Source organism: Nocardia sp. NPDC052254, assembly GCF_040679495.1.
Classification (GTDB): Bacteria; Actinomycetota; Actinomycetes; order Mycobacteriales; family Mycobacteriaceae; genus Nocardia.
In genome coordinates, this window is sequence record NZ_JBFAUW010000001.1 from 466,403 (window position 1) to 478,990 (window position 12,588).

General features: G+C 67.8%; 14 protein-coding genes. 9 read left to right on the top strand and 5 right to left on the bottom strand.

All coding sequences use genetic code 11. The annotated features are described in order from the left end of the window. Window positions 1-25: 25 nt before the first annotated feature. From AB0L57_RS02080 to AB0L57_RS02090, 3 genes are all read left to right on the top strand, one after another. On the top strand, window positions 26-442 hold the full coding sequence (locus AB0L57_RS02080) for an acyl-CoA thioesterase (RefSeq protein ID WP_364955618.1): 417 nt from the start codon (window positions 26-28) through the stop codon (window positions 440-442). Between the two features lie 136 nt (window positions 443-578). After that, the gene (locus AB0L57_RS02085; RefSeq protein ID WP_364955623.1) at window positions 579-1,052 is read left to right on the top strand and encodes a hypothetical protein; all 474 of its coding nucleotides are present in this window, start codon (window positions 579-581) and stop codon (window positions 1,050-1,052) included. Window positions 1,053-1,060: 8 nt separating this feature from the next. Beyond that, the gene (locus AB0L57_RS02090) at window positions 1,061-2,020 is read left to right on the top strand and encodes a hypothetical protein (protein WP_364955626.1); all 960 of its coding nucleotides are present in this window, start codon (window positions 1,061-1,063) and stop codon (window positions 2,018-2,020) included. A 16-nt stretch (window positions 2,021-2,036) separates the two neighbouring features. Here the strand turns inward: AB0L57_RS02090 and AB0L57_RS02095 are convergent, their stop codons facing one another. Beyond that, window positions 2,037-2,552 (bottom strand): MarR family transcriptional regulator, encoded by a 516-nt coding sequence (locus tag AB0L57_RS02095; protein WP_364955629.1) that lies wholly within the window; start codon window positions 2,550-2,552, stop codon window positions 2,037-2,039. A gap of 71 nt (window positions 2,553-2,623) precedes the next feature. On the opposite strand from AB0L57_RS02095, the gene AB0L57_RS02100 reads away from it, so the two are divergent. Continuing rightward, on the top strand, window positions 2,624-3,124 hold the full coding sequence (locus AB0L57_RS02100) for a cupin domain-containing protein (protein ID WP_364955632.1): 501 nt from the start codon (window positions 2,624-2,626) through the stop codon (window positions 3,122-3,124). 129 nt (window positions 3,125-3,253) lie between these two features. Here AB0L57_RS02100 and AB0L57_RS02105 read toward each other — a convergent pair whose 3' ends face one another. The 3 genes from AB0L57_RS02105 to AB0L57_RS02115 form a co-directional block, all read right to left on the bottom strand. After that, window positions 3,254-3,496 (bottom strand): helix-turn-helix domain-containing protein, encoded by a 243-nt coding sequence (locus AB0L57_RS02105; protein WP_364955636.1) that lies wholly within the window; start codon window positions 3,494-3,496, stop codon window positions 3,254-3,256. Between the two features lie 140 nt (window positions 3,497-3,636). Continuing rightward, window positions 3,637-5,268, bottom strand: a complete 1,632-nt coding sequence (locus tag AB0L57_RS02110) for an ABC-F family ATP-binding cassette domain-containing protein (protein ID WP_364955639.1) — start codon at window positions 5,266-5,268, stop codon at window positions 3,637-3,639. Window positions 5,269-5,432: 164 nt separating this feature from the next. Beyond that, window positions 5,433-5,603 carry a hypothetical protein gene (locus tag AB0L57_RS02115; RefSeq protein ID WP_364955642.1) on the bottom strand — a complete coding sequence of 57 codons (171 nt, stop codon included), beginning with the start codon at window positions 5,601-5,603 and terminating at the stop codon, window positions 5,433-5,435. A gap of 224 nt (window positions 5,604-5,827) precedes the next feature. Here AB0L57_RS02115 and AB0L57_RS02120 point away from each other — a divergent pair, with 224 nt between their 5' ends. The 4 genes from AB0L57_RS02120 to AB0L57_RS02135 all read left to right on the top strand — a co-directional run bounded on the left by AB0L57_RS02120 (window position 5,828) and on the right by AB0L57_RS02135 (window position 10,094). Next, on the top strand, window positions 5,828-6,748 hold the full coding sequence (locus AB0L57_RS02120) for an SDR family NAD(P)-dependent oxidoreductase (RefSeq protein ID WP_364955645.1): 921 nt from the start codon (window positions 5,828-5,830) through the stop codon (window positions 6,746-6,748). A gap of 49 nt (window positions 6,749-6,797) precedes the next feature. Beyond that, the gene (locus tag AB0L57_RS02125) at window positions 6,798-7,811 is read left to right on the top strand and encodes a TIGR03617 family F420-dependent LLM class oxidoreductase (protein ID WP_364955647.1); all 1,014 of its coding nucleotides are present in this window, start codon (window positions 6,798-6,800) and stop codon (window positions 7,809-7,811) included. Window positions 7,812-7,930: 119 nt separating this feature from the next. Further along, window positions 7,931-9,580: an MFS transporter gene (locus tag AB0L57_RS02130; RefSeq protein WP_364955650.1), complete on the top strand. Its 1,650-nt coding sequence runs from the start codon at window positions 7,931-7,933 to the stop codon at window positions 9,578-9,580. A gap of 79 nt (window positions 9,581-9,659) precedes the next feature. Then, complete coding sequence (locus AB0L57_RS02135; protein WP_364955652.1) at window positions 9,660-10,094, top strand: hypothetical protein; 435 nt, start codon at window positions 9,660-9,662, stop codon at window positions 10,092-10,094. 23 nt (window positions 10,095-10,117) lie between these two features. On the opposite strand, the gene AB0L57_RS02140 is transcribed toward AB0L57_RS02135, so the two are convergent. Further along, entirely contained in the window at window positions 10,118-10,690 is a 573-nt protein-coding gene (locus AB0L57_RS02140) for a helix-turn-helix domain-containing protein (protein WP_364955655.1), read from the bottom strand. 301 nt (window positions 10,691-10,991) lie between these two features. Here AB0L57_RS02140 and AB0L57_RS02145 point away from each other — a divergent pair, with 301 nt between their 5' ends. Then, window positions 10,992-12,587, top strand: coding sequence for a GMC oxidoreductase (locus tag AB0L57_RS02145; protein WP_364955658.1), 1,596 nt, complete (start codon window positions 10,992-10,994; stop codon window positions 12,585-12,587). Window position 12,588 lies beyond the last annotated feature (1 nt).

Here is a 12,588-nt window from a genome sequence, read left to right on the forward strand (position 1 = left end):
AAACCCGGTGCGGGTTCGCCCAGATATGACCTTCTCCGTGCCCGTCACCGTCCGCGGTTACGAACTCGACGTCAACGGCCATCTGAACCAGGCCGTCTATCACCAGTACGCCGAGCACGCACGGTGGGAGTTGCTCCGCGCGGCCGGGCTGGTGCCGGACAAGATGCAGTTGTCCGGACTCGGGCCGGTGGTGCTGGAGTCGAATGTGAAGTACCGGCGCGAGCTGCACCTGGGCGACGAGATCACGGTGACCTGTGAGTGCCGCTGGGGCAGCGGCAAGGTGTTCTGGATGGATCAGCAGATCCGCAAACTCGACGGCACCGTCTCCGCGGAAATCTCCGTCGTGCTGGGCCTGATGGATCTCGACGCACGCAAACTCGTCCCGAACCCCAGTGAGCGCTTCCTGGAACTCGCCGAATACGCGGACACTCTCGGCCTGTGAGGCGTTGACGGCTCAACCGAAAATCTTTCGGGGCTGGCGTTTTCCACGACCGGGCCCGGTCCGGCACCCTCGCGGGCTATGATCCAGGTCACGCTCGACTTCCGGGGCAAATCGCGAGCAGATCGGAGTCCGGCCCATGAACGATGTCCGCCGCCAGGTATCCGAAAATACCCGGCCGCGCCCTACTCCCCCGCGATCGGCGCCACCGCTGTCCGGCCGCCTGATCGCCGAATCTCCCACGACCATCAGCGTCCGCGTCGCCGAGGGCATCTGGACCCTCGACCGCGACGATGTTCTCCAGCTCCGCGAAGGCCGCGCCGAACCGGGCGCCGATCCCGCCGAGCCCGCCGTACTGGTCTGGATACGTCCCGGCGCCACAGCCGATTTCACCCAGCGCCGGCGCATCCAGCTCACCGAGCGCCCGCTGACGCTGGCTGCGCATCCCAGCCGTGCCGTGGGTGACGAGATACTGGCCCGGCTCACCGATCGCTGGGCCCGGCATCTGCATCTGCGGCCCGCCTCCGGTGCCACCGGGGCGACCGTGAGCTTCAGCCAGACCCGCAGCCGCGGCCGCGCCGACGACGGCACCGCCTGCGACAGCCTGGACTGAGGGCCACGATGAGTGCCCGTTCGCCGGGTACCGTGCTGATCGTCTCCGAGACCGGCGACCTGCATGCCGAGGCGATGGCCTCGACTCTGCGAAAGTCGTACCGGCTCAGTCCGATTCGTCTGGATATGCGCGACTTTCCGCACGAGAGCGGCAGCTTCCGGCTGGACCGGGCCGGCACCGCGCGGTCGATGTCGCATCTGGCCGGACTCGACGAGGTCACCACCGTCTGGTGGCGCCGGCCCCATCCGTGCCAGGTCCCGGGCGGGTTCCTCGACGACGACGACGAATTCCGCCAGTCCGAATGCGACGGCTTCCTGCAGGGCCTGCTCTGGTCGATGCCCGCGGTGTGGGTCAACGATCCCGGCGCCGACCGGACCGCCACCCGAAAGATCGTGCAACTCGACACCGCCCGCCGCTGCGGCTTCGCCGTCCCGGAGACCCTGATCACCAACGATCCGGACGAGGCCCGCAGTTTCGTCGACTCCCGCGGCGGGTCGGTGATCTTCAAACGCACCGGCACCGGCCGCGCCGAATTCACCGAGACCCGGATCGTGGGCACCGACGAGATCGGCCGGTTCGGCACCATCAGATCGGCGCCCACCACCTTCCAGGATTATGTCGAGGCCGAATGCGATCTCCGGGTGGTCTGGATCGACGGTGTCGAGTGGACCGTCCGGATCGATTCGCAATCCGGTGCGGGATGGGTGGATTCGCGGTTGGACACCTCCGTCGCGTTCACCCCCGAACGCCTGCCCGCCTCGGTGAGCAAGGCACTGACGACGTTGATGGGCGCACTAGGCCTCGTCTTCGGCGTCCTCGACATCCGGCTCGGACTCGATGGCGAGTACTACTTCCTCGAGGTGAACCCGCAGGGCCAGTTCGCCTATCTCGAGATCAAGACCGGGTTGCCGATCTTCGCCAGTCTGGCCCGGTTCCTCGTGCACGGTGAGGCCATCGCCGACGACTGAGCACGTGCACGAGTGGTCACCGCTCGGCGTGATCACGCTCCAGATCGGCCAGCAGGATGCGGGCGATGCGATCCAGTTCGGCGCGGTCGTGGCCCGACAACGACGACAACATCCGGGTCTCGTTCGCGATGTGGGCGGTCACCACTTCGTCGACGCGGGCCCGGCCGTCCGCGGTCAGCGCGACCCGGATCGCGCGGCGATCGGCGGGATCGGCGATGCGCCGCACCAGCCCGGCCGATTCCAGCCGGTCCAACCGGCCGGTCATTCCCGCACGCGACAGCATCAGGGTGTCGGCCAGCACAGACGGCGCGAGTTCGAACGGCTCCCCCGAACGGCGCAGCGCCGCAAGCACATCGAACTCCCCTCGCTGCAGGCCGTGCGCGGTGAATACCGCCTCGATGGACCGTTCGGCGAGCAGCTGCATCCGGCCCAGGCGGCCGAAGATCGCCATCGCGGTCGGATCCAGGTCCGGTCGTTCGGCCCGCCACTGTTCCACGATCGCGTCGACCGCGTCCGTTCGTCGTTCACCCATGGACCAATTCTATTCGCTGAGATATAGTTTGGTGGCGAACTATTCGTCACCGAATCAATCCGGAGGTTTCGATGTCCACCACAGCCCGCATCCCCGCCGCCGTAGTCCAGCCCGCCGAGGCCGAGGTGCTCACCACCGCCGCCGTGACGATGCGACTGCTGCTGGATTCCGACCGGACCGGCGGCAGCGTGAGCACCCTCGAGGTGACCATGTCCTCCGGGGCCGACGGCGCCACGCCCCACTACCACACCCAGTCCGACGAGCTTTTCTACGTCGCCGAGGGGGAACTGCAGGTCCTCGCGGGCGAGGACATCCGCACAGTTGGCGCGGGCGGCGCGATCACAGTGCCGCGATTCATGCCGCATGCCTTCGGCGCCGCCCCCGGCTCGACGGCGCGCATTCTGATCGCGCTGACGCCCGCCGTCGAGCGTTTCGGCTATTTCCGCCTGCTCGAACGCGTGGCCGCAGGCGAGGCAACGCTCGCCGACCTCGCCGCGACCCAGGACGAATACGACAATCATTTCGTCGATGCCCCGCGGTGGTGGGCCGAACGCGCTGCGCACCGATCCTGAGATACGCACGACCACAACGAGTTCGGCGTGGCTGAACCTCACCTCACCAGCAGAGCGGTCCGCGTGGCGGACCGCAGCGCGGTACCCGCGGTGACCGAAATGGATGGTCGCCGCGTGCGGAAAGGCCGGTCAGGCCTTGCTGACCGCCCTGCCCCGATTGGCCCCACCACGGCTGCGGAGTTGCACATGCGACTCCACCAGTACGTTGTGGATGAATCCGTACGAGCGGCCGGTCTCTCGCGCCAGTGAACGAATACTGGCACCCGCCTCGTATTGCTTCTTGAGCTGAGTCTGTAGCCGGTCGCGGGATTTACCCGTCACGCGCGTGCCTTTACCCAACATCGACTTCCCCTGTGCGGGCCTGTCACTCATGGCTTCCTCCGGTCGCCGTGCAGCCTCACTCCAGGCTAGACACTCGACCGGCAGTGATCAACGCCTCAGTGTGATGAAACTCACCGATTGCAAGGATATTTCGGCGTGGACGGCGCGTCACCGCAAGGTGTCCGCCGCGTTCACGCCAGCTGAATGAGCTCCAGGTAGTCCTGCGACCAGTGGTCCTCGGTGCCGTCGGGCAGCATGATCACCCGTTCGGGATTCAGGGCCTCGGCCGCACCCGGGTCGTGGGTCACCAGAACGACCGCGCCCGCATAACTGCGCAGCGCGTCGAGGACCTGTTCACGCGAGACCGGGTCCAGGTTGTTGGTGGGCTCGTCGAGCAGCAGGACGTTCGCGGCGGACGAGACCAGACCGGCCAGGGCCAGACGGGTCTTCTCACCGCCGGACAGCGTGCCCGCGGGCTGCTCCAACTGGGGGCCCGAGAACATGAATGCTCCCAGCAGGCTGCGCAGGTCCTGTTCGCCCGCATCGGGCGCCGCATGCCGGATGTTCTCCCACACGGTGGCCTGATCGTCGAGGGTGTCGTGTTCCTGCGCGAAATATCCGATTCGCAGGCCGCGGCCCGGATCGATCTGCCCGGCGGTGAGCGTCTCCACCCCGGCGAGCAGCCGCAGCATGGTGGTCTTGCCGGCACCGTTGAGGCCCAGGATCACCACCCGGCTGCCCTTGTCGATGGCCAGGTTCACCCCGGTGAAGATCTCCAGCGATCCGTAGAGCTTGGTCAGGTTGGTGGCCATCAGCGGCGTCCTGCCGCAGGGAGCGGGGTCGGGGAACTTGATGCGCGCCACCTTGTCGGCCACACGGATCTCGTCGACCTCCGACAGCATGCGTTCGGCGCGCTTGACCATCTGATGTGCCGCAGCGGCTTTCGTCGCCTTCGCGCCGAGTTTGGCGGCCTGCTGTTTGAGCGCGGACGCTTTCTTTTCCGCGTTGGCGCGTTCGCGCACCCGGCGCTGCTCATCGGTGGCGCGGGCGTCGAGATATTTCTTCCAGCCCATGTTGTAGATATCGGCCTCGCCGCGCACCGCGTCGAGGAACCACACCTTGTTCACCACGTCCCCGAGCAGTTCCACATCGTGGGAGATCACGATCAGCCCGCCGTCGTGGTTCTGCAGGAAGCCGCGCAACCAGGTGATCGAGTCGGCGTCGAGGTGGTTGGTGGGTTCGTCGAGCAGCAACGTGGTGTCCGATTTTCCACCGGAGCCGTCGGACGCGCTGAACAGGATGCGCGCCAGCTCGACCCGGCGGCGCTGACCACCCGACAGGGTCCGCAGCGCTTGGCCCAGCACGCGCTCCGGCAGGCCCAGGCTGTTGCAGATCCGCGCGGCCTCACTTTCGGCCACGTACCCGCCCAGGGCGGAGAACCGATCCTCGAGGCGGCCGTACTTGCGTACCGCCTTGTCCCGCTCGGCCTCGTCGACCACCTCGGCCATCAGGGCCTGCTGCTTCTCCATGTCCCGGATCAGCTTGTCCAGACCGCGCGCCGACAGCACCCGATCGCGGGCCAGAACGTCCAGATCGCCTTCGCGCGGGTCCTGCGGCAGATAGCCGATCTCGCCCGAACGCATGACCTTGCCCGCATACGGCTCGCCCTCACCGGCCAGGATGCGCAGTGTCGTGGTCTTGCCCGCACCATTGCGGCCGACGAGCCCGATCCGATCACCGGCTTGCACCCGCAGCGCCGAGCCCGGCGCGGTGAGCAGGGTGCGGATTCCGGCCCGGACTTCCAGGTCGGTCGCGGTGATCACAACAGTCTCCTAGCACGATGGTTGGGGGCAAACGGCTCGATTGCGCGGCTCGATTGCGCGTCTCCCGGGACGCAACAGACGCAACGCAACCACCCATTTTACCGGCCGCCACCTCAGCGACCGAATCGAGCACACGATCGGCAACCGGGCAGACCCGGCGGCGGTCACGACGGCAGCTGCCGGGAGCCCTCCCGGGCCCTGTCCCAGTCGGTCAGCGAATGCCGGGCGCACCGCAGCGCGCACCGGAACCGGGCCCGGTCGCCGTCGGGGGCCACGCTGTCGTATGTACCTGCCGCCACGGCCGCCACCACCGCGATGATCAGCAGCGTTGTCATGGCGACAAGTGTGCGGCGCGACGCTGTCCCCGCACCAGAGCCAGTCCGCGAACACTGGCCCGTGACGGCATCTCGCCCCGACGGCGCGACCGGGTATCCGGTGGGCGAACACACACCGACCGGCGCACTCCGCGCACGGTTGCCGGCGGCGCGGCGGGCGAATCGTCGTGCCCCCACGCCCGTCGTGCGCAGCCCGCCGGCCCGAGCAGGGTTACCGTCGTGGCATGCACACCCTCGTCATGACGGGCGCGACCAGGGGCATCGGCCGGGTCGCGGCACGGGAGATCCTGCGCACGGCGCCCGACACCCGACTGCTGCTACTGGCCCGCGGGCACGCCGGAGCGCAGGTGTGCGCCGAACTGGCCGGGGCGGGATTCGCCGCCTCGGCGGTGCCCGCGGACCTGTCCTCACTGTCGAGCACCCGGGCCGCCGCGCAACAGATCCACGACCTCCTGGATCGCGGCGAGGTGCCGCCACTGGCCGGATTCGTCGGCAACGCGGGAATGCAGTACACCGACGACCTCACCGCGACCGACGACGGACTGGAGGCCACCTTCGCGGTCAACGTGGTGGCCAATCATCTGCTGCTGGGCCTGCTGAGCGACCGGTTCGTGGTTCCCTCGCGCATCGTGATCACGGTCAGCGACACCCATTTCGGCGATTTCCGGCACAACCTCGGCATGGTGCCCGGCCCGGTCTGGCACCACCCCGACGCCCTGGCCCGTCCCGGCGCCTTCGCCGATCCGGCGAGCGTGGCCGCGGGCCGTACGGCCTATTCGACCAGCAAGCTGGCGATGATCCACCTGGTCCACGAGTACGCGCGCAGGCTGCCCGCCGGTGTCGAGATCCTGTCCTACAACCCGGGTTTCGTGCCCGGCACCGGTCTGACCCGCAATGCCGGTGCGCTCGCGCGGTTCGCCGTGCGGCGGATCGCGCCGCTGCTCACCCTCACCCCGTTGGCCACCGGACCGCGGACCGCCGGCGCCCGGCTCGCCGCGGTGGTGACCGGGGACCTCGAAGCGGCCACCGGGAGCTACATCGATCGCGACCGGGTGGCCGATTCCGCACCCGCCTCCTATGACCCGGGCCGCGAAAGCGAACTGTGGGACCACCTGCAATGCCTCGTCGCCGCACATCCGTCCTGAGGCGTGGGCACGTCGGCTAGCGTGATGCCACCGGCGGAAGGACCAAGCGGTGAAAGTGCATCTGCAAGTGGAGGGTTCGCCGATCCGGGCGGGCGCGAGTGCTCGTGCGATCGCGGAGCTGGGGGCCGACGGCGTCTTCTCCTTCGAGGGCCCGCACGACGTCTTCGTGCCGCTCGTCGCCGCGGCCACCGAAACCGGCCTCGAGATCATGACCAATGTGGCCATCGCCGGGCCGCGTAGTCCCCTGCACCTGGCGCATACCGCCTACGACCTTCAGCTGCTCAGCGCCGGACGATTCCGGCTCGGACTGGGGTCCCAGATCCGCGTCCACATCGAGAAGCGCTACGGCTCCCGCTGGGCGAAGCCGGCCCGGCGCACCGGTGAGTCGGTCGCCGCGGTCAAGGCGATTCTCGCGGCGTGGGAGGGCCGGGCGCCGCTGGATTTCCGCGGCGAATTCTTCACCCACACCCTGATGCCACCCACCTTCGATCCCGGACCCAATCCGTATGGCCCGCCGCCGGTTCTGATGGGCGGGCTCGGGCCGGTGATGACCCGCACCGCGGCGGAGGTCGCCGACGGACTGCTCGTGATGCCGTTCAACAGCGCGACCCATTTCGCGCAACGCACGGTGCCCGCACTGCGCCGCGGCCTGGCGAATTCCGGCCGCGAGCCCGGGGATTTCACAGTGGTCGCGCAAGCCATGGTGGCCCTGGGCCGAACCGACGCCGAGGTGGCCGCCGCGGTCGACGCGGTCGGGCGTCTCATCGCCTTCTACGCCTCGACTCCGGCGTACCGGCCGGTTCTCGACGCGGAGGGCTGGGGTGAGATACAGCCCGCGCTCAACGCGCTGTCGAAACAGGGGCGCCACGGCGAGATGCGAGCGCTGATCACCGAGCCGATGGTGCGGACCATCGCGCTGGTGGGAACTCCCGCCGAATGCGCAGCACAGGCTCGCGAACGCTTCGGCGGCCATGCCGGTGACATCTGCTGCTACTTCCCGCACTACGATCCGGCGCCCGATGACGTCGCAGATCTCGTCGCCCGATTGCGACGCCTGACATAGCTGCAGAAATCTCCTTCTCATTTGTTGGAAATTGAATTCTCTCCTGTCTATCATGTGATTCACCGCACTCAGGCCGCTGCGAGCCTACGTACGGGTAGCGGTGAAGGAGAGAACTATCCATGGCAACCGCGACCACCAGCGTCGAGAGCCCCGATGAGGACACCGGGCGGCTCGAGAATGCCTCCAAACTCCGGGTCACACTGATCATCCTGGCCATCGTGGCCAGTACCGAGATCGTCCCGTTCCACTTCACGTTCATCGGGCTCACCGCTCGCTACATCGGGCAGTCCTTCCCGGACCAGAGCGCCGGCCAGCTCACCTGGCTGACCACGCTGTACTCACTGGTCGGCGGCGTGGCGGTTCCGGTGTTCGGCAAGTTGTCCGATCTGGTCGGCAAGAAGAAGGTCATTCTCTTCTGCCTGCTGCTGTCGATCATCGGCTGCGCGATCGATGCGATGACCTCCTCATGGACGCTGATGCTCATCGGGCGCGGACTACAGGGCCTCGCCTTCCCGGCGATCTTCGTGTCCTACGGCCTGATTCGCGATCTCGCACCGCGCCGCTACCTGAACATGGCGATCGCGCTCGCCGGTGGCGGCACCGGCGTGGGTGCGATTCTCGGCCCCCTCATCGGCGGTGTCCTCACCGACCACTACAGCTGGCGCTCGCTGTTCTGGTTCTGCGTGATCTGGACCGTGGTCACGATCCTGCCGTTGGCGCTGCTCGTTCCCGAGACCAAGCTGCGCGCCAAGGTCAAGATAGATCTACTCGGCGCACTGCTGCTCGGTGCCGGAATCGCCGGGGTGTTGATCTACCTGAGCAACGGCAGTACCTGGGGCTGGGGTGAACTGTCGGCGCTGAGCTGGCTGATCGGCGGAGTGATCCTGCTGGTGTTGTTCTACGCCTGGGAGCTGTTCACACCCGAGCCGATCATGGATCCGAAACTCCTTCGCGCCCCGCGCTTCGGCGGAATTCTCATCGCGGCATTCCTGTCGGTCGGCATCATGCAGGGTCTGTCCTACGCGATGGGGTACCTCGCCGAGACGCCGGGCGGCGCCGAGGGCGACGCCATCAAGAAACAGATCGTCGACGGCGCCGCGGCCCAGGCCGCCCAGCAGGCTTCCGAACAGATGCACATACAGGTCCCGCCGTCGATGGTCACCCAGTACTTCTCGGTGGGCGGCACACTGCCCGGCTTCAATCTGACGCTGCTGCAGTTCACCATGCAGACCATGCTGGGCCTGGCGGTGGTCTACGTGTTGATCGCTCCGCTGTGTGGATGGATGTCGACCCGGATCGGGCTGCTCAAGCCCTATCTCGCCTCGACCGTCGCCTTTCTGGTGGGGTGTCTGCTCTTCGCGAAATTCCACGACCATGTCTGGCAGATGGCCCTGATCGCCCTCGTGATCGGTGTCGGCGCGGGCGCCTACCTGGGCACACTGCCCAACATGGTGGTCGAGGCGGTACCGCAGGAACAGCAGGGCATCAGTGCCGGAATGTACGGCGCCTTCAACAGTTTCGGCACCGCGGCCGCCACCGCGGCCGTCGCCGCGATCATGTCGGCCAACCCGCTGATTCTTCATATCAACGCCCCCGGGCACGTCGAAGACCGCAAACTGAATACCGGGCCGATGGCCCAGCTGCCCGACGGCGCGGCCTACACCAACATTTTCTACCTCTTCGCCGGCGCGGCCGCTGTGGCCTTCGTCCTGGCACTGGTGTTGCTTCGCTTCTACAACCGGCCCAGCACCGGCGCCACCGCGCACTGACCGCCGGGGCCATCGCGGCCGCGACCGCGACCGCGATGGCCCCGCGGCCGCACCCGCACGACCAGATTGGGAGAACCAGATGAGCGACTTCGACGGACAGGCCCCGTTACCCGCCGAGTCCCTGTGTACCGCGGCCGGCGCGCTCGGTGATCGGGCACGCGCGGTTCTGCTGCACAGTCCACGCCCGGTCTTCCTGTTCTATCTGGCGCAGACCTTCGATCAGCTGGGTACCCAGCTCGCGCGCGGGCTGCGGCCCGAGCCGGCGACACCCGCCGAGCAACTGTGCCTGTATCTGATGCTCACCCATGTCGAACGCAACTGCCCCGGAATCGATCTGTCCCGGGATCGGGCGCTGCTCACCCAGCGTGCGGGAGCCGACCTCCGCACCGAATTCCGCGCCATCACCGGAAAGTCCGGGGACACCTACGATTTCATCGCGCTCGGCGATGTCCTGGGCGCGGGCGGGATGGGCGCGTTCTTCGCCCCGTTCGACTCCACCGATCTGGTGGCCTGAACCACGACGCGCGGGCTACCGGGTCACGCGGCTCCCGCTGGGGAGTCTTCCCGCAGCCCGCGCATCAGCAGTACCCACGCACGCCTGGCGGTGGCCTTGCGGTCCGGCAGCGGTGTCTTGATCAGAATCGCGGCCAGCATCGCCAGGGCCATGACCACATCGTCGGCGCCGAGATCGGCGCGCAGCGAGGCGCGCCTGCGCTCGAGCTTGCCCGCGATCAGATCCACCAACCGGCGCGATACCTCGAACAGGCGGGGATCGTCGAATCCGGTCGGGTCGATGGTCGCGACGAATCCGGCCGATTCCGCGATCTGGTCGACGATGAAATCGAGCAGATCCTCCGCCGTCGTCGCCGACCGTTGCGCGACCTCCTCGATGGCGACGACATTGTCGTCGAACACCGCCAGGATCATCGATTCGCGGTTCGGGAAGTGCCGGTACAGCACCCCGGGCCCGACGCCCGCGGCCCGGGCGATCGAACTCAGCGGTGCGTCGAATCCGTTCTCGGCGAAGACTTCCCGCGCGGCGCGAACCAAGGCCCTCCGGTTCTCCGCAGCTGCCTTCGGCCCTCTGTTGGCCCGGGGGGACGCGGTCATCACACTGACGTTACCGCACCGGCGACACGCCGCCGCACGCCTCGTGATCCCACACCGGGCGGGCCGGCCTCGGATATTCGAGCACCGTTCGGCGAGACCGGGTTTCACAGCACCGAATCGGCTACCGGTCGCGGAACACGTTGCGGTTGACGAGGCGCGGACCTTCATACACACTGCCCTAGCAACCGGACGAAAGTGTCCGGTTGACTTGTCGGACGCGACCGCCCCTCCGCACCCTATGTGAACCGGGGCGAACCGATCGATCAGTGTTACGTACCTGTAGGTCTTTTTTGGAGTGTGCATGTCCCCGATGAAGCGACGCTCGTTCCTGGCCGGTGCAGCGGCCGCCGGACTGACCCTGGCCACCGCGGCCAGTGCGAGCGCCCAGCCCTGGATGAGCACGGGGCGACGAACATCGGTCCCGACGAACCGCGAAGACCATCGTGTCGTGATCATCGGATCCGGCTTCGGTGGTGGTGTCAGCGCTCTGCGCCTGGCCCAGGCCGGCGTCGGTGTCCTGGTCCTCGAGCGGGGTATGCGCTGGCCCACCGGCCCCAACGCCGACACCTTCCCGCACCCTTCGCGCCCGGACAAGCGGATGCTGTGGCACCGCTCCGCACCCCAGGTACTGGGGCAGCCGGTGGCGCTCGAGCCCTACGCCGGACTGCTCGAGACCGTCGTCGGCGAGAACATGACCTCGGTGTGCGCCGCCGGCGTCGGCGGTGGATCGCTGGTGTACCAGGGCATGACCCTGCAGCCGACCGAGGCCGCGTTCACGACCGTGCTGCCCGCCGAACTGGACTACGCGACGATGGACCGCGTCCACTATCCGCGCGTGGCCAAGATGCTCGGCGCCGACGTCGCACCGGACGCGCTGATCGACAGTCCGAACTATCTGCCCGCACGCGCGTTCGCCCGCAATGTCGCCGCCGCCGGTTACCCGCTGTCGAAGATCCCGATGCCCATCGACTGGACCTTCGCGCTGCGGGAGTTGCGCGGCGAGATGAAGCCGTCCTACACCAACGGCGACTGCGCGCTCGGCGTGAACAACGGCGGCAAGAACTCCGTCGACGTGACCTACATGGCCCAGGCCGAGGCCACCGGGCGCGCCACCGTCCGCACCCTGCACGAGGTCACCGACGTCGCGATGCTGCCCGACGGCCGCTGGCAGATCGAGGTGAACCGGCTCGATCCCTCGGGCACCACCGTCGAGCATCTCGTCATCACCACGAAGGCGCTGATCATGGCGGCGGGCAGCGTGAACACCACGAAACTGCTGCTGCGGGCCTCGGCCAAGAACCACATCCCGGACATGCCCGACGGGCTGGGCAGCGGATGGGGCAACAACGGCGACCGGATCTTCACCTGGACCAGCGCGACCGATGATTTCGGCACCGAGCAGGGCGGTCCGGTCGTCTACGGCAGCAAGGAGTGGGACGACCCGGCGATCGCGAATACCGTGATCCAGGCGTCGATTCCGCCGACCGGTGTCGACGCGCGCTCGACGATGCTGGTGGGATTCGGGATCACGAAGGGCCGCGGACATCTGGCCTACGACGCGGCCACCGACGACGCGAAGCTGTTCTGGCCCGTGAACGGCGACGCCGATCTACAGGGCCGCATCGCCGAACGCGTGCACGCCATCGCCGGGCCCGGTGCGGCCGTGGTCGACACCAATACCGTCGTGCCCAGCACCTGGCATCCGCTCGGCGGTGCCGCGATGGGCCAGGTGTGCGATCTCGAGGGCCGGGTGCACGGCAAGCCCGGGCTCTACGTTCTCGACGGCGCGCTGATTCCCGGCAGCACCGCCGCGTGCAATCCGTCCATGACCATCGCCGCGGTCGCCGAACGAGCACTCGAGCGCATCGTGGCCGACGATCTCGGCACCCTCATCTAGC

Coding starts and splice junctions, on each gene's coding strand:
- AB0L57_RS02080 (WP_364955618.1), top strand. CDS start 26: ATGACCTTCTCCGTGCCCGTCACCGTCCGCGGTTACGAACTCGACGTC.
- AB0L57_RS02085 (WP_364955623.1), top strand. CDS start 579: ATGAACGATGTCCGCCGCCAGGTATCCGAAAATACCCGGCCGCGCCCT.
- AB0L57_RS02090 (WP_364955626.1), top strand. CDS start 1,061: ATGAGTGCCCGTTCGCCGGGTACCGTGCTGATCGTCTCCGAGACCGGC.
- AB0L57_RS02095 (WP_364955629.1), bottom strand. CDS start 2,552: ATGGGTGAACGACGAACGGACGCGGTCGACGCGATCGTGGAACAGTGG.
- AB0L57_RS02100 (WP_364955632.1), top strand. CDS start 2,624: ATGTCCACCACAGCCCGCATCCCCGCCGCCGTAGTCCAGCCCGCCGAG.
- AB0L57_RS02105 (WP_364955636.1), bottom strand. CDS start 3,496: ATGAGTGACAGGCCCGCACAGGGGAAGTCGATGTTGGGTAAAGGCACG.
- AB0L57_RS02115 (WP_364955642.1), bottom strand. CDS start 5,603: ATGACAACGCTGCTGATCATCGCGGTGGTGGCGGCCGTGGCGGCAGGT.
- AB0L57_RS02120 (WP_364955645.1), top strand. CDS start 5,828: ATGCACACCCTCGTCATGACGGGCGCGACCAGGGGCATCGGCCGGGTC.
- AB0L57_RS02130 (WP_364955650.1), top strand. CDS start 7,931: ATGGCAACCGCGACCACCAGCGTCGAGAGCCCCGATGAGGACACCGGG.
- AB0L57_RS02135 (WP_364955652.1), top strand. CDS start 9,660: ATGAGCGACTTCGACGGACAGGCCCCGTTACCCGCCGAGTCCCTGTGT.
- AB0L57_RS02140 (WP_364955655.1), bottom strand. CDS start 10,690: ATGACCGCGTCCCCCCGGGCCAACAGAGGGCCGAAGGCAGCTGCGGAG.
- AB0L57_RS02145 (WP_364955658.1), top strand. CDS start 10,992: ATGTCCCCGATGAAGCGACGCTCGTTCCTGGCCGGTGCAGCGGCCGCC.